We start from the raw sequence: 23,218 nt of genomic DNA, 5'->3' as shown, positions 1-23,218 counted from the left end.
TGGTGTCGCCATCTGAATAATTCAATTAGAGGTGTGTCATTAATACCATCAGTATTCTTGGTAGTGGTTGGTTAGGCTTACGCTTAGCAAGACAGTTACAAAGAGCTAATACCGAGATTAAACTCTCGACACGTGACTCAGAAAAACAGTCTTTATTGGTTGAACAAGGCTTTGATGCCTATCAAATCGATATTGAAACACCTGCTGACTTTAGTCAGTTTCTGGACGCTGACACACTCATTATCAATATCACCAATAAAAATAAAATGGCATATGAGCAGCTGATCAAACAGATTGAACAAAGCCCGATTAAACAGGTGTTATTTATCAGCTCCAGTTCTGTTTACCAAAATACCAATGACTGGGTTAGAGAAGAACGTCAATATGAAAACGAAGAGAGTATTCTGTGGCAAATAGAATCCCTGTTTAGGCAGTCTTCGGAGTTTTCCACTAGCATTATTCGCTTCAGTGGCTTGATAGGCCCACAACGTCATCCAGGCCGTTTTTTCAGAAATGGCAAGCAAGTACAACAGGCGGATGCCCCGGTGAATTTAATTCACCTTGATGATTGCATCGGCATCATTGAAAAGCTATTGGAGCAACAAGTCTGGGGAGAGGTACTTAATGGCTGTGCAGACACACATCCAAGCAAAAAACAATTTTACCGCCATGCAGCAGAGCTAATGAACCAGCCTGTACCAGACTTTAATCAGGATAATACGCCTTCCTATAAAATCGTCAGTAACGATAAAGTGAAAACATTACTGTCCTATCAGTTTCAGTATCCAGATTTAATGTCTATTCCCGCTAGTGCTTATGAATAATCACTTATGTCCCTGTCTCAGCCAGCTTCCTTACAGCGAATGCTGCCAACCGCTTCATAAAAAACAACAGCGTGCAGAAAATGCTGAGCAACTGATGCGCTCGCGTTACAGTGCTTTTTATTTGGGTGAGATAGACTATTTAATTGCCACATTGCACCCATCAAAACGACGTTTAGATGAACGAGAACTATTGCAAAATACGATTAATACCACGCAATGGTTAGGACTGAAGGTACTGGATCACCAGCAAAAAAATGAACTGGCTGAGGTGGAGTTTGTTGCATTTTATGAAGATAGCCCGGTAGGCCAACTACACGAACGCTCACGGTTTACCTGTGAAAGTGGTGAATGGTTCTATCATGATGGGATTATTCTACCCGCGATAAAACTAGGCAGAAACGATCCCTGTTTCTGCGGTAGTGGAAAAAAACTAAAACATTGTCACGGTTAGTCATTACCCAGATAACGTTTTCTTTTGGCAGGTTTTAGTTTATCCAAATCCACCATCACCAGACCATCAATACAATGACCAAAATCAGCGTCGATATTAAAATCTATAAAGCGAACCCCACCTTCTTCACAGACATCGGCATACTGTTTATATAAGGTGGGGATAGTGACATTCATATGCGTCAGCTGCTCACGCATGGCAGTAAAATCAGCCTCGGCGTCTGTACCGCAATAGGTTTGCAACACTTGTTGTTGCAGGCTTCGCTCAGCAATATACGAATTTTTCGCTATCGCTAAGTGTTTATCATCTGGAAAATAGTGTTGATAATAACCAACGATTAACGCCTTAGCGAAATCAGGATAACTGTTTGATAAACTAACAGGTCCAAATAGATAGCGGATATCAGGGTATCGTTTCAGGTAAGCGCCAATGCCATACCATAAATAATCCAGGCTACGTCGGCCCCAATATTTTGGACTGACAAAACTCCTGCCCAACTCAATTCCCTTTTCAAAAAATGGCTGCATGGCATCATGGTCGTATGAAAATAACTCCTGACTATAAATTCCTCGGCTGCCTGCTTGCGACAGTATATTATTCACTTCACCAATTCGGTAAGCGCCAGCGATTTCTAATTCGTTTTCATCCCATAGAATCAGGTGCCGGTAATCGCGATCATAACGATCAATATCTCGCCTTTTTCCTGTACCCTCGCCGACCTGTCTAAAAGTAAACTCACGTAAACGACCGACTTCATGCATCACGGCTGAATCGGGTTGATAGTCAAATAAGTAAATCTTTTTATTATCTGCTGTCTGGCCTAATAACTCCGCCGATTGCAACTCACGTTTAATATTACGACGGTCCTGTGGGTGAGCTATAGTTTGCTCTGTAACAAATAACGGTTTTTTACCTTTTGCCATCCGATAGAGGTGGCGGCGTAATAGTTTAGCCTTTTCTGCTTTCACCAATGGCAGTTGGTCAACTTGTTTATAAGGAATAGGTTCGCCAACACGCATGGTGATGTTCTTTGAGTTTTTATTAAACATCTCATGCGCCAACATCATGCCAGAAAGTGGTTTATAGACCATGGATGCACTGTAGAACAAGGAAGAGTTTCTGGCACCGACATAGATAGGCAGAATAGGTGAGTTGGTTTTCTTAGCAAAATTCAGAAAACCGGTATTCCATTTACCATCACGTACACCACTAGGACGAATGCGCGATACTTCACCCGCCGGGAAAACAATCACTGCTTCTTCATTATTCAGAGAATCAATAATGCGAGAAATACTACTTTTGCGTGTGGATTTCGATAAATTATCGACAGGTAAGAACAAAGAGTCGACCGCGTTAAAATTCATTAACATATCGTTTGCGACGATTTTGACATCACGGCGGACTTCACCAACCAATTTTAATAATGACAAACCATCCAGCGCACCCAGTGGATGATTAGCAACAATGACCACCCGCCCTGTTGCCGGAATATTATTGCGATCACGGTGGCTAATGCTGTAACTGAAATTGAAATAATCCAGCACCTGCTCAATAAAATCGAAGCCTTTTAAATCCTGATGCAACTCGAGGAATCGATTCACTTCCTGCTCGTGTGTAATTTTACGCAGAAAGCTAATCGTCGATTTTTTTATCCAAGGACGGGAGCGTTCGAATTTAGGAAATTTTTGTTGAACGGCTTGTTCGATATTGAGCATGTTTTCTCTCTATGCTTGCAGACAGCTTGCAAGCATAGAGAGAAGATATGACAGCCTTATAACGTTTTAATGACGTTTTTGTGACGATTAGTGGTCGTCAGCGTGGGAGAAGTATAAAGCCAGTGCGATAAGGCCAATACCACCAGCAAGCGCCAGCAAATCAAGCGGACCGTGAAAGTCCATGCTAATGGCATGTTCGAAAAAGTTAACAATCAGAATCATCAAAACAACACGGCCTAAACGTGCTTTTAGATCATCCAAACTGTGAATAGCTAATACTTTTGAGTTCTCACTCTCTTCTGCTTCTTCGATTTTACTGATAAACAGCTCATACAAGCCCAGAGAGAAGATAAACAGTACGGTCGCCAGCAAATAGCCATCAATCACCTCAACGACGTGTGCCACGGTTTCAGCACGAAAATCCTTTCTGGCATCACCAATCAGATCAGGTGACATGTATTCGCCAAGATGAGAAAGTAAATAATAGACATCAACCGTTGCCATATAAAACATGGCTAATGCGGTAATCAGACTAGCGATAACAGCTATCAGTACAACAAAACGACTATTCCAGAGCGCTTTTTCAAACAATCTTTCCATTGATTTAGTACTCGTTTCTTTTTATGCAGCTTGAACAGGAATAGCGTGACGCATGTGTGTGATATCGTTTTTTTCGTCGAGATACACCAGTGTTGGCTTAAAGTTTTCGACTTCTTTGGCATCAAGTGTTGCGAATGCACAAATAATTAAACGATCGCCTGGGGAAGCTTTATGGGCAGCTGCACCATTGACTGAAATGATATTTGAACCATCTTCTGCGCGAATAGCGTAGGTAGTAAAACGTTCGCCGTTGGCGACATTGTAAATCTGGATTTGCTCATATTCATGAATACCAGCGGCTTCCAGTAACTTACCGTCAATTGCACACGAGCCTTCATACTCCAACTCGGAATGAGTCACACAAGCACGATGTAATTTTGCTTTTAAAAAGGTCAGTTGCATAGCCAGAATGTTCTTATGAAATAGCCCAATATTATCGCTTTTTAACAAAAATCAGGCAAGGTCACAGGCAATATTATCTATTAATCTTACGCTTCCCAGCCTTGCAGCCACAAAAATACGAATGTGTTTGTCATTGGCATTAGCCAGTTCCAGATCATTTGCGCGACGAATATCGACATACTCAGGTTCCAGTCCCGCTTTTTGTAACTCTTCTTTCGCCGTCGCACAAAGTTGATGGAAGTCAGTAAGGCCATCTTCTTCAATAGCTTGCTTCATTGACAGCAGTGTTTTATAGATCAACGGCGCTTGAACTAATTGTTTTTGGTTCAATAAGCTGTTTCTGGAACTCATGGCCAGTCCACTCTCATGCCTTTTTGTTGGCACGCCAATCACATCTACCGACAAATTTAAGTCCGCCACCAGTTTCTTGATTAACATTAATTGCTGGTAATCTTTCTCACCAAAAATGGCAATATCAGGCTGCACCATATTGAATAGTTTTGTTACAACGGTAGCGACGCCATCAAAGTGGCCAGGACGACCTTTGCCGCAGAGCTTATCATCGACACCAGGAACAATGACTTTGGTTAACGATGCCATACCATTCGGATAAATCATTTCCTCAGTCGGCGTAAAAATCAGCTCACAATCGAGTTCACTCAATAACTGGATATCTTCATTCAATGTTCGGGGATAATCAGAAAGATCCTGTTTATCATTGAACTGCAGCGGATTCACAAAAATGCTGACGACAACGCGATCCGCCAGCTCACGCGCTTTTTGTACTAAAGAGAGATGACCTTCATGCAGATTGCCCATTGTCGGTACTAATGCAATCACTTCATTCTGTTGACGCCAACTTTTGATGCGGGTTCGTAATGCTCCCAAGTTTTCTGCTATCGCCATTAGAACTGCTGCTCCGCATTAGGAAATGCACCTGATTTCACCGATTGTACATAGCTTGTCAGAGCGGCTTGTATTGAGCCAGTATCCGCTAAAAAGTCGTGACTGAAGCGTGGTCTTCGGCCAGGCGTTAAGCCCAACATGTCATAGATTACCAACACCTGCCCATCACAGTCGCTACCAGCACCAATACCTATCACAGGAATATCCAACTGTTTGGATACAACGGCCCCTAAGGTTGCCGGTACGCATTCCAATACCAGCATATCTGCACCAGCTTCTTGCAGACTGATGGCATCGGCAATCAATTCTTCTGCGGCCTGTGTTTCACGACCCTGCACGATGTAACCACCTAACCGATGAACTGACTGAGGTAATAACCCTAAATGTCCACATACGGGTATGCCACGTGCAGTTAGCTGTTTAACTGTATCGGTGATGACGGCGCCACCTTCCAGTTTGACCATTTGAGCGCCGCCTTCAGCCATCAGGCGAGCAGCGTTTTTGATAGCTTGTTCAGCGTTGGCATAACTCATAAACGGCATATCAGCGATGACAAATAACTTATCACTACCGCGGATCACATTAGCCGTGTGATAAATCATATCGTCAACACTTACAGGAACTGTACTCTCTTGTCCCTGGATAACCATTCCCAAAGAATCACCTACTAGTAGAACATCCACACCGGCTTGCTCAAGTGCGTAACTAAAGCTCGCATCATACGCAGTGAGTACAGCAATTTTTTCTTGCGCCGTTTTCATTTGACGCAGATGTTTAAGACTAATACGGCTCATGATTATTTCTTCTCTGAGACGGGTAATGGATTGTAATAATGACGACCACTTTGAATACTGCAGATTTGTTCAAGTAATTGCAGATAATCTTGATCACCATTCACTAGATCAATTTGTTCAGCATTCACAATCAATAACGGCGACGCATCGTAATAGTGGAAAAAATCCGCGTACGTATCAGCTAACCGTTTCAGGTAGCCCTCTTCCACGTGTTGCTCATAGCTAATGCCACGTTGAGCAATACGCGATTTCAACACTGGCAATGATGCTTGCAGATAGATGACTAAATCAGGGGTTCTATGGTGTAACGTTAAATTATCATAAACCATATTATAGAGCGCTAACTCATCGTCATCTAAGGAAATTTGAGCAAATAACTTATCTTTCTCTACCATGAAATCAGCGATGTGCAAGTCGTTGAATAAGTCATCTTGATTGAGTGTTTTACCCAACTTAACGCGTTGCATTAAAAAACTGAGCTGTGTTGGAAGAGCGGATTGTTTGGGATAAAGGTAAAATTTTTCCAGAAAAGGATTTTGTTCTGGCTGTTCGAGTAGAACAGAGCCGGAAAAACTCTCAGCCAGACGTTTTACCAGATGCGTTTTACCTACGCCGATAGGTCCTTCAACCACAATATAACGATGTGATAGTGAGTGATTCATTATTTATGCGTTTCCACTTTTCTCAAGCCATCTAAAGGACAGTTTTGCTTGATTACTGATAGCTGACCTTGTCCAGGAATAGTTAAGTCAGCAACAATTTCGGCTAATGGATAGACAACAAAAGCCCGTTCGCTTAAGCCTGGATGAGGCACCTTGAGTCTGTCATCATCAATAACATAATCGGAATACACCAAGATATCGAGATCCAACGTGCGTTCGCCCCAATGGCGTTTCTTCACCCGGCCATGTTTCTGTTCAAGTTGTTGCAGGTTATCAAGCAATACATGTGGCGGCAATGCTGTATCCACCTCGACAACCGCATTCACATAATCCGGCTGATCCTGAGGCCCCATTGGCGGGCTATGATAAAGCGATGATTGATGTAAAAGACGTGTATCTTCGAGTTTTTTTATATCTTCTATCGCTGTCAAAATTTGTGTCTGCGGGTCGTCTAAATTACTTCCCAATCCAATAAAAACCTGCATCAATTTTGTTCCGACTTTTTCGCTGCGGGTCGTCTACGGCGTCTACGGCGAGGCTTTTTGACGCTGCCCTCTTTGCCCAGAGCATCGACCATGGACTGTTGCTGTTTCACTGTTTCTGTCTGAAATTTTGTCCACCAATCTACCGTTTCACTCAACGGTTCACCAGCTTGAGCTCTTAATGCTAAAAAGTCATATCCAGCACGAAACTTGGGATGCAATAATGTTTTGAATGCTCTTTTTCCCTGACGCTTCAATAGGCGGGGCTGCAAAGTCCAAATATCTCGGGTGACCAGACTATAACGCTTGGGAACAGCAACACGTTGGATCTGTTCTCCAATAATTTCAGATGATGCACGCTGCATCGCTGGAATTTCTGGCATGCCATTAGTCATCAATAAAACCGTACGCTGCCGCACTGGCTCCCATAATATTGCTGCAAACAAAAACGCTGGTGTCACTGGCTTACCGGCTGCGATACGAATATCCGTATTTTCTAATGCCTTCATCAGCATCGTTCTTGGATAACCGTCTTGTTCTTCATGCAACAACGCAGCGGTTTGTGGGTAGAGATGCTCAAACAGACCGTAATGACAGAGTAATTCATGTGTCATGGCAGCCTGGCCACTCAGATACAGTTTTAGTGTTTCATCAAACAGCCTTGCCGGCGGGATATCCCGAATCAAATGTGCCCAATCAAAAATACCTTGCTCTGTATCTTTATCCAGCTTTAAGCCAAGCTTAGCTAAAAAGCGACAGGCTCTTAACATGCGAACAGGATCTTCACGATAACGTGTTTCAACATCGCCAATTAAACGGATAAGGCCCGCATTGAGATCGGCCATTCCGCCAGTGTAATCGATGATAGAAAAATCTTTTATATTGTAATAGAGCGCATTGATCGTAAAATCACGTCGCCAGGCATCTTGTTCTAAAGTGCCAAACACATTGTCCTGCATAATGCGGCCCTGAGTATCAACATGTTGTTTAGCCTCAGGTGGCGCCCGGAAAGTAGCGACTTCTATGACGTCACGTCCAAACCGAACATGAACCAGCTTAAATCGTCGTCCGATCAACTGGCTGCGTTTGAATAGCGCATGCACTTGTTCTGGCGAGGCATTGGTGGCTACATCAAAGTCTTTTGGTTCATAACCTAGCAAAAGATCGCGTACACACCCACCGACGAGATAAGCATCATAGCCGCCCTCTTTCAAGGTATACAGCACTTTGAGTGCATGTTGACTAATCTGTTTACGCGATATGGTGTGTTCACTGCGAGGGATAATTAACGGTTCGCGTCCTTGTTGCGGATGTTGACCGTTTTTGCCTCTCACCAATTTGTTGAAAATTTTATTTAACGACAGCATAAGTTTTGAATAATACCACGCTCATCCATTTTTCTATGATTTATATAATGGCATTACAGTGATAATGCCTTATGAACAGGGCCGAATGAACGTCTATGAATATCCGTCACCCCTAGCGTCAGAAGTGCTTGCTGATGCTGCTTGGTTGGATAGCCTTTATGCTTAGCAAAACCATAGCCTGGATACCGTTCCTCCAGTGCAATCATTTCTTGGTCACGTGCGACTTTAGCTAAGATTGAAGCGGCCGCAATAGCGGGCTCAGATTGATCACCTTTGATAATGGTAGTGACGGGACAATTAAGCTTAGGGGCATGTATACCATCAACGAGCACGTGTTCTGGGACTATAGATAAGGCTTCAACGGCTCTTTTCATCGCAATTAAACTGGCCTGAAGAATATTTAGCTCGTCTATTTCATCTGGCTCAGCTCGTCCCATTGCCCAGGCTAAAGCATGCTCTTTGATTAGAGGTACCAGACTCTCTCTTCGTCTTTCAGTGAGTTTTTTTGAATCAGCCAAGCCTACAATTGGGTTATCAGGATTCAGTATGACAGCAGCAGTCACTACGGGCCCGGCTAATGGGCCACGTCCAACTTCATCAACGCCGGCGATAATAAGCGTATTTGTCATGAATGATGAGTATCAATAAAAGAAATAACGGCTCTGGCAGCGTTGTCAGCGCCACCGCTGGGCCCGAGCGCTTTAAGCACTTGTTCTTGAACAATATGGGCCTGTTGTTGGGCTTCTGCTGCGGTCAGAAAATATAATAACCGTGGCGCTAACTCAGCTACCGACACCTGGCTCTGTAATAACTCAGTGACGACATTTTTTCCGGTCACAATATTACATAAACCCACGTAAGGAATTTTTACCAGTCGTTTGAGAATCTGGTAAGTCAGTGGCGCAACCCGGTAAGTAATTAAATGCGGTACACCTAACAAAGCAATTTCCAGAGTGACAGTACCCGATGCCGCTACAATCGCATCACAGCTACGAACGACATCATAAAACTCACCAGAAATGACCTCCACTTTCACCGCCGTTTCTGATAAATATGGCTCAATTAACGTCCGATCTAGCCCAGGTGCTAAGGGTAAAATAACCTGCACAGAATTATCACGTTGTTGAATATGCTCGGCGGTCGCTAACATCACTGGCAATAATGCTTCCACCTCACTCCGACGACTGCCAGGAAACAAGCCTAAGACAGGCGCTTTCATATCAAGGGAAAAATGCGACTTGGCCTGTTCAGAAGTCCAGTCTGAATGTACTGCATCAACTAAGGGATGACCAACACATTTCACAGCCACATCGGCTTTTTCATAAAGCGACTGTTCAAATGGAAACAACACCAGCATCAGATCAACATAACGCTTTATGGCTTTGATTCGCCCAGCCCGCCAGGCCCATATTTTAGGGCTGATATAGTAAATAACCGGAATACCCAATTCATGCGCTTTTTTAGCTAGCTTTAGATTAAACCCAGGGTAATCGACTAATATTAATGCGTCAGGTTTACTTGAAGCTAAATGTTCAACGGTTTTATCAAAAACAGCTTTGATATGAGAGTAGCGTTTAATGACCTCAACCAGGCCCATGACAGCAAGCTCAGCAAAATCGGTGATAATATCCACACCCGCTTCACGCATGGTCTCACCACCGATACCGGAAACAGAAATATCCGGCCGGTGTTGTTTTAAGGCTTTTAGCATTCTGCCGGCATGGGCATCACCAGAAGCCTCACCCGCCACGACAAATAATTTAGGCATGCTTACTCAGTCTCGTCAGCTTCCAGATAACCCACTAACTCAAGTCCAAATCCTGAAACACCAGTCAACTTCGTGGGTGTCCCCATCACGCGCATTTTTTTCACGCCTAATGCTGACAAAATTTGTGCACCAACACCAAATGTACGCAGATCCCAGCCCCCCTTAACAGGTAAAGGGCTCTCATCACGGTCTTCTCGTTCATAACGTGCAATTTTGGCCGCTAACTGTTTATTCTGAGCCGGTAACCTCAAAACAACCAGAATACCTTTACCCGCTTGTTGAATTTGTTTCAGCACTTGAGGAACTGGCCAATGTGTCGGCTCCCTGACCGAGCCTAAAATATCACTGAGTGGGTCTGCCATATGCACGCGAACCAACGTTTCTTCATCAGGAGTAATATCACCATAGGTGAGGGCTAGATGGACCTGAGAATTGACTGAATCCTGAAAGCTGTATAGCTGAAAATCACCATACTCAGTAGGAAACTGACATTGAGATAATTTTTCGACGGTCATTTCATTTTCAAGTCGATAACTTATCAGGTCAGCAATCGTACCAATTTTCAGATCATGTTTTTGTGCAAAGGTTTCCAAGTCTGGGCGCCTGGCCATACTGCCATCATCATTTAAAATTTCAACAATGACAGCTGCTGGAGATAAGCCGGCAAGCTGAGCGAGATCACAGCCAGCTTCCGTGTGACCAGCTCGTGTTAACACCCCACCCGGCTGTGCTTTTAAGGGGAAAATATGGCCTGGTTGAACCAAATCATCAGGTCGTGAATCAGGATCAACTGCGACTTGCACGGTTAAAGCACGGTCGGCCGCTGAAATACCAGTCGTCACTCCTTCTGCCGCTTCAATGGAGACAGTGAAGTTAGTGGAATAAGGCGTCTGATTGTCACTGACCATCAGTGGTAATCGTAATTCACGACAACGATTTTCCGTTAGCGTCAGACAAATCAAACCACGCCCAAACCGTGCCATAAAATTAATGGCATCTGGTGTGACTTTTTCTGCAGCCATAATGAGGTCACCCTCATTTTCACGATCTTCATCATCCATAATGATGACCATTTTTCCCTGTCTGAGATCGTCAATAATCTCTTCTGTGCTGTTGAGTTGCATATTAAGTATCACTGTTTCCTGACAATGTTTCTCTGGCGTATACAGGGTCGAGTCCAGGTAACAAACGCTCAAGATATCGAGCAATCAAGTCGACTTCCAAATTCACAATCGTACCCACTTTATATTCCTTAATAATGGTTTCCTGCATAGTGTGGGGAATGATATTGATTTCAAACCAGCCCGCTCCAACCTCATTCACCGTAAGACTCACACCATCAATCGTCACAGAACCTTTTTTAGCGATATAGCGTTCCAAATTGGCGGGTACTTCCATTCGAAACTGTACTGAGCGCGCAGACGGTGACATCTCTAACACCTTACCAAGACCGTCGACATGGCCACTCACCATATGTCCACCGAGACGATCGCCTACAGCAAGCGCTTTTTCAAGATTAACGGGTGAGCCTTCAGTAATCTGTGACAGTGCAGTTCGCTCGAGACTCTCTTTTGATACATCAAAACTCACATGAGACTGATCAAGTTCAACCACAGTCAGACAGACACCATTAATAGCAATGCTATCGCCAAGACTGACATCAGATAAGTCTAATTTTTGGGTCGCCACTTTCAATCTCATATCGCCACCACTTGGGGTGATAGACGTTACCTGTCCCATGGCTGCAATAATGCCTGTAAACATGAATTAAGATTCCTCGTTATATATTGGTCTTGCAGTGATACGCCAATCCTTACCTACTGCTCGGATATCATCAATTGTTAGGGAAATATTCTGAGACATTGTCATCATCTCAGGTAAATGAAACACACCACGTGCCATATCGCCCATAATTTTGGGGGCCATGTATATGACTAATTCATCGATTAAACCTGCTTTCAACAACGCCCCATTCAAGACGCCGCCGGCTTCAATCATCAACTCATTGATTTCACGTTGTGCCAGTACCGCCATCAACGCATTCAGATCGATACTCTGGTCTATAGAGGGCAAAACTAAACATTCGGCTGGCTCCGCGATAGTAATATCATTGGCCGTAATCACCAGTACTTTACCCTCTTTGAGAATTTGAGCACTCGCAGGCAATCGTCCATCACTATCCACAATGATTTTGAGCGGTTGTCGGATCTTCTGACCAAAAGGGTACCAATTATCATGATCTGCAGAAAAACGGACATTTAACTGCGGATCGTCCGCGAGTATCGTACCAATTCCAGTCATAATGGCTGAGCTGCGCGCGCGCAGATTTTGTACATCCTGTCTGGCTTCAGGGCCGGTTATCCACTTACTCTCACCCGATGCCATAGCTGTTCGGCCATCAAGGCTCATGGCGACTTTACTTCTGATATACGGTCGACCATGACGCATACGATAGGAAAAACCAGGATTCAACTTCTCTGATTCAGAGCTCAACAGTTTGGTGTGGACCTCTATCCCCGCCTCTCTCAGGCGATGTATGCCTGAACCTGAAACAACGGGATTAGGATCAGTCATCGCTATAAAAACGCGTTTCACACCAGCATTAACCAGAGCATCAGCGCAAGGCGGTGTACGTCCATAATGGCTACAGGGTTCAAGCGTGACATAACAGTCCGCCCCTCTAGCCTGCTCACCCGCTTGGTGTAGAGCGTTTACTTCAGCGTGACTCTCTCCTGCCCGCTGATGCCAGCCTTCACCAACAATCTGATTATCTCTCACAATGACACAACCAACCCGAGGGTTAGGGTCAGTCGTGTATAGTCCATTTTTGGCAAGCTCAATGGCTCTTGCCATATAAAATTCAGCAGAAGCCATGGTCATTTCTCTTAAAATGAAATAACAATGTATTCATATCGAATACAACAAGATATAAAACACTGACTATCAGTAAGAGCATGATATCAGTGCAGATAAACATCTTTATTTTTTATCGTCCGGTTCTGATTTATTTTCCATTCGTTCAATTTCTTCACGAAAGGCATTCACATCCTGAAAACTTCGGTAGACAGAGGCGAAACGCACGTACGCGACTTCATCTAATTCACGAAGTGCATCCATCACCCAGTCGCCAACCAAGCGACTATCGACTTCACGCTCACCCGTTGCCCACAGTCGCCGAGTAATAGTTTTGACGGCTGTATCGACGGCATCAATACTGACGGGCCTTTTTTCCAGTGCTCGCATAAATCCGGCACGTAATTTATTTTCATCAAATAACTCACGTGAGCGATCACGTTTAATCAATCTTGGCAGACTTAATTCAGCCGTTTCGTACGTGGTAAAGCGTTCATTACACTCGACGCACATACGACGTCGGCGGATGGCATCACCTTCCGCCGACAGTCGTGAGTCCACAACTTTTGAGTCATCTGCACCACAAAATGGACAGCGCATAGTGTTTCCGTGAGGTTATTTATGAGTAAACAGGCAAACGATCACAAACCGCTTTTACTTTACTCTTCACATCGTTAATCACCTGTTCACTTCCCGCTGCGTCAATGACATCACACATCCAGTTTGCCAGATCGCGACACTCTTCTTCTTTAAAACCGCGAGTCGTCACAGCAGGTGTACCAACACGGATACCTGATGTCACAAAAGGTGATTGTGGATCATTTGGAACCGCATTTTTATTGACCGTGATATGAGCAGCGCCTAACCAGGCATCGACATCTTTACCTGTCAGGCCAGCTTCTATAAAACTGACTAGGAATAAATGGTCATCAGTACCATTTGAGACAACGTCATAACCACGTGTCATAAACACATCAGCCATCACACGTGCATTTTTGATGACCTGATCCTGATAGGTTTTGAACTCAGGCAGCATGGCTTCTTTGAAGGCAATTGCTTTAGCTGCAATCACATGCATTAAAGGACCACCTTGGAAACCAGGGAAAACAGCCGAGTTAAGTTTTTTCTCGATCTCAGGGTTGGCTTTTGCCAGAATCAAACCACCACGTGGACCACGTAATGTTTTATGCGTTGTTGTCGTTGTGACATCAGCAATTTGCACCGGGTTAGGATATAAACCTGCGGCAACCAGCCCTGCTACGTGGGCCATATCAACCAGTAAATAAGCGCCGACTGCATCAGCGATATCACGAAAACGTTGCCAATCCACTACACGAGAGTAGGCAGAAAAACCAGCTACGATCATTTTTGGTTGATGTTCTTTTGCTAAACGCTCGACTTCATCATAATCAATTTCGCCGGTTTCAGCATTCAAGCCATATGAAACTGAGTTATAGATTTTTCCTGAAGCACTGACTTTAGCGCCATGTGTCAGATGACCACCATGTGCCAGACTCATGCCTAAAATAGTATCACCAGCTTGTAATAAAGCGAGATAAACTGCAGCATTAGCTTGTGAACCAGAATGTGGCTGAACGTTAGCATAATCAGCACCAAACAACGATTTCGCACGTTCAATGGCAATAGCTTCTACTGTATCAACATGTTCACAACCACCATAATAACGTTTGCCAGGATACCCTTCAGCATATTTATTGGTTAAAGATGAGCCCTGAGCTTCCATTACACGAGGGCTCGTGTAGTTTTCTGAAGCGATCAGTTCGATGTGATCTTCTTGACGTTTATCTTCCGCAGCGATTGCATTGAACACGTCATCGTCAAAGCCAGCGATGGTCATGTTTTTATTGTACACAGTATTCCCCTGTATCTACTGTAAAATGGGACATTATTCTATCTCACAACGTCGCTGGCATCTATGGCATAGTGACAGTTTTATTCGCATAAGGATTAAATCATAGCTTATGAAAATAGGATTAATTGGAACAGGCCTGATGGGGCAAGCCTTATCACATCATTTATTAGCTGAGAATCAACCACTGGTCGTGTTTAATCGCAGCCTTGAAAAGTGTGATGAGTTAAAGGCTCGAGGCGCTGCTGTAGCGACATCTGCGCAAGCTCTAGTTGAGCAGTGTGATATTTGTTTACTTTTTTTAAGTGATGCAAAAGCCATCAACTCTGTACTGGACGATATCAACACTGAGACGTTTAAAAACTGTCTGATTATACAGATGGGCACAATCGCACCTGAAGAGTCACGCGAACTTGCCAATCGTGTAAAAACGACAGGCGGTCGATATCTTGAGTGTCCTGTACTTGGCAGTTTACCTGAGGCAGGCAGTGGCAAATTAATTTTAATGGCTGCAGGTGAAAAATCTGACTTTAATACGGCACTGCCATTACTTGAGTTGATTGGCCATGAACCACAATACATAGGCGAAATTGGACAAGGAGCGACTGTTAAACTCGCTATGAATCAGTTAATCGCAGGCCTGACAGCCAGCTTTGCATTGAGTTTGGCCTTAGTCGAAAAAGAAGGCATTGCCACTGAACAGTTTATGAAAATTATGCGTGATAGTGCCCTATATGCACCCACTTTTGATAAAAAACTGACTCGAATGGTGGATAGGGATTTCTCGGCACCCAACTTCCCAACCAAACATCTCGCAAAAGACACTCGCCTCTTCTTAACCGTTGCCAACGAACTAGGCCTGGACACAAGTGCACTCAAAGGCATTGAGCTACTGCTACAGAAAACGCTGGATATGGGACTTGATAACACTGATTACTCAGCATTGATGGCGGCTGTTTCGCCCAAAGAGTCATAAAAAAAGCCCTCATTTGAGGGCTTTTTATAAGTCTAGACTTCGAATAAATCTCGTCTAACAATCGTTTCGCGTCGGTCAGGGCCGGTTGAGATAATATCAATTGGCACACCGGCGAGGCTTTCCACTTTTTCTATATAGGCACGGGCATTTTCAGGCAGTTCACTATATTCAGTGATGCCCAAAGTAGACTCTTTCCAACCCGGCATATCAATGTATACAGGCTCACAACCTTCGAACTCATCTGCACTCAACGGTAAGATATCGACAGGTTGACCGTCTTTTTCATAGGCAACACATAGACGAATAGTTTCGATACCATCAAGCACGTCTAGCTTGGTCAGACATAGTCCCGTGATACTATTTATCCAACTAGCACGATTCAGTGCCACCATATCTAACCAACCACAGCGGCGGTCACGTCCGGTTGTGGCACCTTTTTCCATGCCTTTATCAGCCAGATATTTTCCAGTTTCATCAAACAACTCAGATGGAAATGGTCCACCACCGACACGCGTGGCATAAGCTTTTGTAATACCAAGAACATAATCAATATGACAAGGACCTACACCAGAGCCAGTTGCACTGCCTCCCGCTGTTGTATTGGACGAAGTAACATAAGGGTATGTGCCGTGGTCAATATCTAACAAAGCACCTTGTGCACCTTCAAACATGACATTGTCACCCGCTTTATGATACCCCTGAAGCATCGCTGGGATATCAGCAATAAGTGGGATTAAGACATCACGCATTGCGAGTGTATCTTTTAATACAGTTACATAATCAACAGGTGCTACTTGATAATAATTAACTAATGAAAAGTTATGAAACTCAATGACTTCTTTTAGTTTTTCAGCAAAGGCTTTTTCATTCATTAAGTCACCGACACGTAGACCTCGACGGCCAACTTTGTCTTCATATGCGGGACCAATACCTCTACCTGTTGTGCCGATAGCGGCTTTACCTAAGCGTGACTCACGCGCCTTATCCAAAGCGATATGATAAGGCAAAATCAATGGGCAGGCCGCACTGATTTTTAAGCGTTCACGTACAGGAATCCCGTTGGACTCAAGCTCTGCCATCTCTTTCAATAGTGCTTCAGGACAAACCACAACACCATTACCAATCAAGCATTGAACGTTTTCACGGAGAATGCCAGATGGAATCAAATGCAACACCGTTTTTTTGCCATCAATAACCAGTGTGTGACCAGCATTATGACCACCTTGGAAACGTACTACAGCAGAGACATTATCCGTTAGTAAATCGACTAATTTACCTTTACCTTCATCGCCCCACTGGGAGCCAATTACAACTATATTTTTAGCCACGAGTTTGTGTTCCTATTTCAGTCACTTGCCAGTGACCATTTTGTTTTACCAATGTATGTGTGGTGGATGTCTGAGAGCCAGGAAATTGATAAATGACCACCTTTCCTGATTCACGTAATGATTTGACAGTGGCGTGAAGATGGCTGTCTTCAGCCCACTCAACACCTATTGTTTCCTGATTGAATGATCCAGCAGGGAGCTGTGTCGCCAGCTTCTTCAAGTCAAGACTAAATCCCGTTGCTGGCTGAGCCAGACCAAAGGCTTCACCTATATCATCATAGCGACCACCTGCTGCAATAGCATAAGATGATTCCGGTTTGTAAGCTGCAAACACCACGCCCGTGTGGTAATGATATCCGCGCAGTTCAGCAAGATCGAAGTTAATTGCAATATCTGGGATTCGCTGCGTAAGCGCGTCAGCAATTTGTTCAAGCGTACTTAATGCAAGCTGCACTGATTTTGGTGCATTCTTTAATACAGATTCAGCTCGTGGCAAGACAGATTTATCACCATTTAATTCAGACAATTCTTGCAACATTTGCCTAGCATCATTACTAATCTGATAACTGTCTAACAGGGCGGATATATCGGTAGCAGCCTTTCGTTGTAAAGCAGAAAATAATTCTTGCTCTTGGCTTTCTGTCAGACCAGCAAACTCGGCTAATCCTCTATAAACACCAACATGACCGATATCCAACGCTATCTTTGATACTGCGCCAGATTTTTTTAGAAGCTCAACCATCAGCTCAATGCTTTCAATATCACTCTCAGGTCCCGCATGACCATAGATTTCAGCACCTAGCTGAATGGGATTTCTGACCCCATCCAATCCGGTAGGTAAAGTATGAAGAACACTACCTATGTAGCACAATCGAAGAATATCTGATTGATGACGTAGCTTGTGGGCAGCAATTCTGGCCACTTGTGGTGTCATGTCTGCCCGTATACCCAGCATTCTGCCGGACATTTGGTCCGTCAGCTTAAATGTTTGTATATCTAAACTTTTGGCCGTACCAGTCAGCAGTGAGTCCAGATACTCAACTAAGGGTGGAACAACAAGCTGATACCCCCAACCTCGCATGAAGTCGACCAGTATTCGATGCATATTCTCAAGTTGAGTTGCTTCTTGAGGCATAAGCTCATCAATACCTTCAGGTAGCAGCCAGCTCTCTTTTATAGTCATTATGAGTTAATTTATCCAGTACAAAAAAATCAAGCCGACAAGCATGCATATCAAACCAGTTAGTCTAATTTGAGTATCGCTCATGCTTGCCGTTTGTAGTAAAGCGCGTTTAAACATAGTCGGATTGAGAAACGGCATTATACCTTCGATAATCAGTACTAATGCCGTTGCTACGAGAAGACTATGGCCTAATTCTCCGCTCACTTCACAGGAAGTTCAGCATCGTTAAAACGTTTGAAGAAGTCACCTTTGGGTTCAATGACCAGCATGTCGTCACCATTAAACACATTTTTATATGCTGATAGTCGACGATATAAGGAATAGAACTCTTCATTTTCACCGAACGCTCTAGCATAGATATCCGTGGCTTTGGCGTCACCTTCACCACGTAACTCTTCTGCTTGACGTCTTGCTTCGGCAATAATAACGGCACGCTGACGATCAGCATCTGAACGAATTTTTTCCGCTTCTTCAGCACCTTGTGAACGCAGCTCTTTTGCAACACGTTCACGCTCAGCTTCCATACGTGTATAAACAGATGTACTGACTTCAGAAGGCAAATCAATACGTTTTATACGCACATTTGAGATAGAAATACCAAAGCCTTCGGCTACACGGTTAGCTTCTGTCAGAATATCCTGAACCATTGCCACACGGTCACCAGACACGACTTCTTGAATTGTCTTACGTCCAAACTCTGCACGCAAACCATCCTTGATGATTTGTGATAATCGCGATGCCGCACGGTCTTCGTCACCACTCATGGATCTGAAATAGGTCGCCACATCGCTGATACGCCAAATGATGAAAGAGTCGACTATGACATTCTTTTTCTCACCTGTCAGGTATCTAGCAGGTTGTGCATCGAGTGCCATTTCACGAGCATCAAACTTACGAACATCTGTGACAAAAGGTGTTTTGAAATGAATACCTGGCTTAAAGTCAGCCTTTTCAATCTGACCTAATCTGAGCAGAAGTACTTTTTGACGCTCATCAACAACAAAAATAGATGATGATAAAGTGATGACAGCTAGTGCCAGTAAAATTAAAATCAGTGTCAAACGGGAACTCATTTAGCGACCTCCTCTGCTACGAGCATCATCGCTTGATGAGCTTTTGTTTGAAGATGAAGTATTAGCCGACGTAGATGACGGATAATTAAAGCTATCTAAATCCAGTTGTGTTGGACTGCTGTTACGACGATTCATGCGGTCTAATGGTAGATAAAGTACATTACTACCGCCATTTTCCATATCAACCATCACTTTTTGGCTCTTAGAAAACACGGATTCCATTGTATCAAGGTATAGTCTCTCAGCTGTAATGTCGGGTGCTTTATTAAACTCCGTCATGACTTGAGTGAAACGGCTCGCATCACCCTCTGCTTTTGCAATAACTTGACTCTTATATGCTTCAGCTTCTTGAACAATTCTAAACGCTCTACCTCTGGCTTTCGGCAAGATATCATTTGAATAGGCTTCTGCCTGATTCTTTTGACGAACTTCATCTTCGCGTGCTTTTACTACGTCAGCAAATGCTGCTTGAACTTGCTCGGGTGGCTGAACATCTTGCATATTCACACTTGTGACTAACAAGCCCATTTCATGCGAATCAAGCATTGTCTGTAAGAGTTGCTCAGTACTGTTAGCGATCGCGCTTCTACCTTCAGTTAAGACGAAATCCATATTTGAACGCCCTACTGTTTCACGTACTGCACTTTCCATCATTTGACGCAAAATAACATCAGGATTTCTGACGTTGAAAAGATACGCCGGTGCATCTTGTACTCTGTACTGTACGGCAATCTTGAGATCAATAATATTTTCGTCTTTAGTTAACATCAGTGACTCAGAGTGAATGGTGCCACCACCTCGACTACCACCGCTTCTGTAACCAATCTCAGCTGTACGAATTTCTTCAACGTTGACCACTTCTACTTTTTCAATTGGGCTCGGCAGATGCCAATGTGGTCCAGGCATAGTTGTAGTGGCATATTGACCAAAACGAAGAACAACGCCACGCTCAGCTGGGTCGACTATGTATATCCCTGAGGCGATCCACACCAGAAAAGCAATTATGGCAATCAAACCAAAACCAAAGAAACCGCCCCGACCTGATGAGTTGTTATTGTTATTATTACCTTTACCACCAAAAATGCCACCAAGCTTACGTTGCATATTCTGGATAACTTCGTCTAAATCAGGTGGCCCATCATTGCCACGATTACCCCACGGGTCTTTACCACCGTTTCCGGGTTCATTCCAAGCCATGTAGCTCTCCAAATTGAAAAAACAGAGAATTTATTTCAAACACGCCTATTTTACGGACATGGTCACTATAAGCAACCAAAACCGTATCTAGGCATCAACATATTCAGAAAGTGATTCTTCTGGAAAATATTCATGTAGGGCATCTCGTAACAATTCCAGCCCTTCACCTGTTCTTGCTGACAACCAAATACGGTTAATATTACCCTTATCATCTCTATCGATGCGCGGTGAAATATCATCGACCTTATCTATTTTGTTATAAATAATTACCTGGCGGACTTCATCAGCTTCGATTTGTTTTAAAACCTCATTCACATGATGAATAAGATCATCACGATCATTCGCGCCACAATCAACGACGTGTAGCAGCAGTTCAGCATCACGTGTCTCTTCAAGTGTCGAACTAAATGACTCGACGAGATCATGAGGTAAGTCACGTATAAAACCGACCGTATCTGCCATGATGAGGAGTTCGGTTTCTTGTAGCTTAACTCTTCTTAAAGTTGGGTCTAATGTCGCAAATAATCGGTCATCAGCATAAACTTTAGCTGATGTCATTTTGTTAAATAATGTGGACTTGCCTACGTTTGTGTAACCAACCAGGGACACAACAGGTACACCGCCTCGCTGTCGTGAACGTCGGCCTTGCTCCCGTTGTGACTGAACTTTACCCAAACGCTTCTTAAGTGACTTGATACGTTGGCCTAGTAAGCGTCGGTCTGTCTCCAGCTGTGTTTCACCAGGTCCACGCAATCCGATACCACCTTTTTGCCGCTCAAGGTGAGTCCAGCCTCGAACTAGTCGCGTTGATAAATGCTGAAGTTGGGCTAGTTCAACTTGGAGTTTACCTTCATGAGAACGTGCTCTTCTGGCAAAAATATCCAATATCAGACCTGTTCTGCCCAGCACCCTGCATTTGAGTTTCTGCTCAAGATTTCTTTCCTGACTAGGTGACAACTCATGGTTAAAAATGACTAAGGCTGCATGCGAGGCATGAACATGTTCTGCAATTTCATCAACTTTACCACTACCAGCAAAAAATTTAGGATCGGGGCGGTGGCGTTTTCCTTGAATAATCGCTGCAATCGCTGCACCTGTTGAGCCAACTAATTCAATAAACTCTTGTTGAGAATCATCGTAATCTGGATCATTAAAATTCAGATGAACCAAGACAACAGCTTCTTTCTCTGACGCATCATCGAAAGCTGTTTGAATATCCGGTCTGTCGAACAATCAAATACTCCTATTCTTCTTGGTTAACATTAACATTACGTGCAGGCACGATAGTTGATATAGCATGCTTGTATACCATTTGATTGACAGAGTTTTTAAGTAAGATGACAAACTGATCGAAGGAATCAATCTGACCTTGAAGTTTGATACCGTTTACTAAATAAATAGAAACTGGAATATTTTCTTTTCTTAAAGCATTCAAGAAAGGGTCCTGAAGAGTCTGTGCTTTTGCCATCTTTCACTCCATATATTGTTATTATTTTTGACTGTTTAATATCTCATTCTAAAAGCCTTAACAGAATCGTCAAGCATTATTCGTCAACTCGGGTACTTGCTCTGTTAAGTATCGTTCTACATCATTGATAGGCAAGGCTAAACCACTATCAAACCAGATTCCATCATTCTGGGATCGTAACCAGGTTAGCTGGCGTTTCGCCATCTGACGTGTGGCAACAATTGCACGATAAACAAATTCATCATAATCGTACTTACCTTCAAGATATGACCACGCCTGCCGGTAACCGACTGCACGTATTGATGGTAAGTTCGCATGACAGTCATTTCGATTAAATAATGTTTTCACTTCTTCAATAAAGCCTGCATTCATCATTGTCTGGTATCGCTCAGCTATTCTGTTGTGAAGAATGGCTCTATCAAATGGTGAAACAATGATCTTAGTGACTTTATAGTCAAAACTATCATGGCTTGCTTGAGTCAATTCAGTCAGACTTTTACCCGATACTTCATACACTTCCAGAGCACGTTGTAAACGCTGTGGATCATTAATGTGTATTCGTGCTGCTGAGACTGGGTCGATTTCTTTTAACCGATTGTGTAAGGCTTCAATGCCCAATTGCTGAATTTCCAGATTTAGCTTTTCTCTGATAAGCATATTTGCTGGGGGCAAGTCAGCAAGTCCATATTGAAGACTTCTGAAATAGAGCATTGTTCCGCCAACCAATAAAGGAACTTTACCTCTGGCGGAAATATCAGCCATCAGATTGAGGGCGTCTTCTTTGAATTGACCAGCAGAATAAGGCTCATGAGGTTCGACAATATCAACTAAATGATGAGGATAGTGGCTTAGAACGGAACGGTTTGGTTTTGCAGTGCCGATATCCATGCCTTTATAGACAAGCGCGGAATCGACACTGATGATCTCTACTGGATACTTCTTTGCAAGGGCGATAGCAATATCTGTTTTTCCAGCTGCTGTAGGCCCCATAATAAATATGGCGGGTGGAAGCACAGAGTTTGATTACCCCTGTTTCATTGAATCAAAAAACTCAACATTTGTTTTCGTCGATTTTAACCTATCCATTAAGAATTCCATGGCTTCAACAGGTTCCATCTGAGCAATAATTTTTCTCAAGATCCAAAGTTTTTGGAGATCTTCTTCTGTTGTCAGCAGTTCTTCACGACGCGTGCCTGAACGTGTCACATTGATGGCAGGATACATTCTACGATCAGCAAGTTTACGTTCCAGCAATACTTCCATATTACCAGTACCCTTGAACTCTTCGAAGATGACTTC

At 43.5% G+C, this 23,218-nt stretch carries 26 protein-coding genes and 1 pseudogene; 3 read left to right on the top strand and 24 right to left on the bottom strand.

All coding sequences use genetic code 11. From position 1 onward, the window contains the following. Positions 1-38: 38 nt before the first annotated feature. Both B3V56_RS12645 and B3V56_RS12640 read left to right on the top strand, forming a co-directional pair. Positions 39-824, top strand: a complete 786-nt coding sequence (locus B3V56_RS12645) for an NAD(P)H-binding protein (protein WP_289283228.1) — start codon at positions 39-41, stop codon at positions 822-824. Then, the gene (locus B3V56_RS12640; RefSeq protein ID WP_289283222.1) at positions 817-1,275 is read left to right on the top strand and encodes a YchJ family protein; all 459 of its coding nucleotides are present in this window, start codon (positions 817-819) and stop codon (positions 1,273-1,275) included. Before B3V56_RS12645 ends, B3V56_RS12640 begins: the two co-directional genes overlap by 8 nt. Here the strand turns inward: B3V56_RS12640 and B3V56_RS12635 are convergent. The 15 genes from B3V56_RS12635 to glyA all read right to left on the bottom strand — a co-directional run bounded on the left by B3V56_RS12635 (position 1,272) and on the right by glyA (position 14,697). Beyond that, positions 1,272-2,990: a lysophospholipid acyltransferase family protein gene (locus B3V56_RS12635; protein ID WP_289283221.1), complete on the bottom strand. Its 1,719-nt coding sequence runs from the start codon at positions 2,988-2,990 to the stop codon at positions 1,272-1,274. The genes B3V56_RS12640 and B3V56_RS12635 overlap by 4 nt on opposite strands. Before the next feature lie 87 nt (positions 2,991-3,077). After that, entirely contained in the window at positions 3,078-3,590 is a 513-nt protein-coding gene (locus tag B3V56_RS12630) for a YqhA family protein (RefSeq protein WP_289283220.1), read from the bottom strand. 21 nt (positions 3,591-3,611) lie between these two features. Beyond that, positions 3,612-3,992, bottom strand: coding sequence for an aspartate 1-decarboxylase (gene panD / locus B3V56_RS12625; protein WP_091714420.1), 381 nt, complete (start codon positions 3,990-3,992; stop codon positions 3,612-3,614). A gap of 51 nt (positions 3,993-4,043) precedes the next feature. After that, a complete protein-coding gene (panC, locus tag B3V56_RS12620; RefSeq protein ID WP_289283219.1) occupies positions 4,044-4,898 on the bottom strand; it encodes a pantoate--beta-alanine ligase in 855 nt (284 codons plus the stop codon). Next, positions 4,898-5,692 (bottom strand): 3-methyl-2-oxobutanoate hydroxymethyltransferase, encoded by a 795-nt coding sequence (gene panB / locus B3V56_RS12615; protein WP_289283218.1) that lies wholly within the window; start codon positions 5,690-5,692, stop codon positions 4,898-4,900. The genes panC and panB overlap by 1 nt, the downstream gene beginning before the upstream one ends. A 2-nt stretch (positions 5,693-5,694) precedes the next feature. Then, positions 5,695-6,354 (bottom strand): deoxynucleoside kinase, encoded by a 660-nt coding sequence (locus B3V56_RS12610; RefSeq protein ID WP_286304281.1) that lies wholly within the window; start codon positions 6,352-6,354, stop codon positions 5,695-5,697. After that, positions 6,354-6,839, bottom strand: coding sequence for a 2-amino-4-hydroxy-6-hydroxymethyldihydropteridine diphosphokinase (gene folK / locus B3V56_RS12605; RefSeq protein WP_289283217.1), 486 nt, complete (start codon positions 6,837-6,839; stop codon positions 6,354-6,356). The genes B3V56_RS12610 and folK overlap by 1 nt, the downstream gene beginning before the upstream one ends. Further along, positions 6,839-8,203, bottom strand: a complete 1,365-nt coding sequence (gene pcnB, locus B3V56_RS12600) for a polynucleotide adenylyltransferase PcnB (protein WP_289284357.1) — start codon at positions 8,201-8,203, stop codon at positions 6,839-6,841. Before pcnB ends, folK begins: the two co-directional genes overlap by 1 nt. 53 nt (positions 8,204-8,256) lie before the next feature. Continuing rightward, positions 8,257-8,832: a ribonuclease HII gene (gene rnhB / locus B3V56_RS12595; RefSeq protein WP_289283215.1), complete on the bottom strand. Its 576-nt coding sequence runs from the start codon at positions 8,830-8,832 to the stop codon at positions 8,257-8,259. Further along, positions 8,829-9,971 (bottom strand): lipid-A-disaccharide synthase, encoded by a 1,143-nt coding sequence (gene lpxB / locus B3V56_RS12590; protein WP_289284356.1) that lies wholly within the window; start codon positions 9,969-9,971, stop codon positions 8,829-8,831. The genes rnhB and lpxB overlap by 4 nt, the downstream gene beginning before the upstream one ends. A gap of 2 nt (positions 9,972-9,973) precedes the next feature. Continuing rightward, complete coding sequence (gene ribBA / locus B3V56_RS12585; RefSeq protein ID WP_289284355.1) at positions 9,974-11,095, bottom strand: bifunctional 3,4-dihydroxy-2-butanone-4-phosphate synthase/GTP cyclohydrolase II; 1,122 nt, start codon at positions 11,093-11,095, stop codon at positions 9,974-9,976. 1 nt (position 11,096) lies between these two features. Continuing rightward, on the bottom strand, positions 11,097-11,735 hold the full coding sequence (locus B3V56_RS12580) for a riboflavin synthase (RefSeq protein WP_289283434.1): 639 nt from the start codon (positions 11,733-11,735) through the stop codon (positions 11,097-11,099). Positions 11,736-11,738: 3 nt separating this feature from the next. Next, a complete protein-coding gene (gene ribD, locus B3V56_RS12575; protein ID WP_289283433.1) occupies positions 11,739-12,845 on the bottom strand; it encodes a bifunctional diaminohydroxyphosphoribosylaminopyrimidine deaminase/5-amino-6-(5-phosphoribosylamino)uracil reductase RibD in 1,107 nt (368 codons plus the stop codon). Between the two features lie 105 nt (positions 12,846-12,950). Then, positions 12,951-13,424 carry a transcriptional regulator NrdR gene (gene nrdR / locus B3V56_RS12570; RefSeq protein ID WP_286304274.1) on the bottom strand — a complete coding sequence of 158 codons (474 nt, stop codon included), beginning with the start codon at positions 13,422-13,424 and terminating at the stop codon, positions 12,951-12,953. A gap of 19 nt (positions 13,425-13,443) precedes the next feature. Continuing rightward, positions 13,444-14,697, bottom strand: coding sequence for a serine hydroxymethyltransferase (gene glyA, locus B3V56_RS12565; RefSeq protein WP_289283432.1), 1,254 nt, complete (start codon positions 14,695-14,697; stop codon positions 13,444-13,446). Between the two features lie 109 nt (positions 14,698-14,806). Between glyA and B3V56_RS12560 the strand changes: the two genes are divergently transcribed. Continuing rightward, positions 14,807-15,670: an NAD(P)-dependent oxidoreductase gene (locus tag B3V56_RS12560; RefSeq protein WP_289283431.1), complete on the top strand. Its 864-nt coding sequence runs from the start codon at positions 14,807-14,809 to the stop codon at positions 15,668-15,670. Between the two features lie 32 nt (positions 15,671-15,702). Here the strand turns inward: B3V56_RS12560 and B3V56_RS12555 are convergent, their stop codons facing one another. The 9 genes and pseudogenes from B3V56_RS12555 to rho all read right to left on the bottom strand — a co-directional run. Continuing rightward, on the bottom strand, positions 15,703-16,998 hold the full coding sequence (locus tag B3V56_RS12555; RefSeq protein WP_289283430.1) for an adenylosuccinate synthase: 1,296 nt from the start codon (positions 16,996-16,998) through the stop codon (positions 15,703-15,705). Further along, a complete protein-coding gene (locus tag B3V56_RS12550; protein ID WP_289283429.1) occupies positions 16,991-18,181 on the bottom strand; it encodes an ATP phosphoribosyltransferase regulatory subunit in 1,191 nt (396 codons plus the stop codon). The genes B3V56_RS12555 and B3V56_RS12550 overlap by 8 nt, the downstream gene beginning before the upstream one ends. Before the next feature lie 6 nt (positions 18,182-18,187). After that, positions 18,188-18,385 carry a DUF2065 domain-containing protein gene (locus B3V56_RS12545; protein WP_289283428.1) on the bottom strand — a complete coding sequence of 66 codons (198 nt, stop codon included), beginning with the start codon at positions 18,383-18,385 and terminating at the stop codon, positions 18,188-18,190. Then, on the bottom strand, positions 18,382-19,254 hold the full coding sequence (gene hflC / locus B3V56_RS12540) for a protease modulator HflC (protein ID WP_286304269.1): 873 nt from the start codon (positions 19,252-19,254) through the stop codon (positions 18,382-18,384). The genes B3V56_RS12545 and hflC overlap by 4 nt, the downstream gene beginning before the upstream one ends. After that, positions 19,255-20,451 carry an FtsH protease activity modulator HflK gene (hflK, locus tag B3V56_RS12535; protein WP_286304268.1) on the bottom strand — a complete coding sequence of 399 codons (1,197 nt, stop codon included), beginning with the start codon at positions 20,449-20,451 and terminating at the stop codon, positions 19,255-19,257. It abuts the gene before it with no gap. Positions 20,452-20,538: 87 nt separating this feature from the next. After that, positions 20,539-21,684 carry a ribosome rescue GTPase HflX gene (hflX, locus tag B3V56_RS12530; protein WP_286304267.1) on the bottom strand — a complete coding sequence of 382 codons (1,146 nt, stop codon included), beginning with the start codon at positions 21,682-21,684 and terminating at the stop codon, positions 20,539-20,541. A 10-nt stretch (positions 21,685-21,694) separates the two neighbouring features. Next, positions 21,695-21,919, bottom strand: coding sequence for an RNA chaperone Hfq (hfq, locus tag B3V56_RS12525; protein WP_286304266.1), 225 nt, complete (start codon positions 21,917-21,919; stop codon positions 21,695-21,697). 69 nt (positions 21,920-21,988) lie between these two features. Further along, positions 21,989-22,933: a tRNA (adenosine(37)-N6)-dimethylallyltransferase MiaA gene (gene miaA / locus B3V56_RS12520; protein WP_289284354.1), complete on the bottom strand. Its 945-nt coding sequence runs from the start codon at positions 22,931-22,933 to the stop codon at positions 21,989-21,991. Positions 22,934-22,942: 9 nt separating this feature from the next. Beyond that, positions 22,943-23,218, bottom strand: a pseudogene (gene rho / locus B3V56_RS12515) (transcription termination factor Rho); the annotation flags it as partial.

The organism is Methylophaga sp. UBA2513, assembly GCF_002341285.1.
Lineage (GTDB): Bacteria > Pseudomonadota > Gammaproteobacteria > Nitrosococcales > Methylophagaceae > Methylophaga > Methylophaga marina.
Note: the sequence above shows the minus strand (reverse complement) of the source record. Positions and strands in the feature narration are given on the sequence as shown.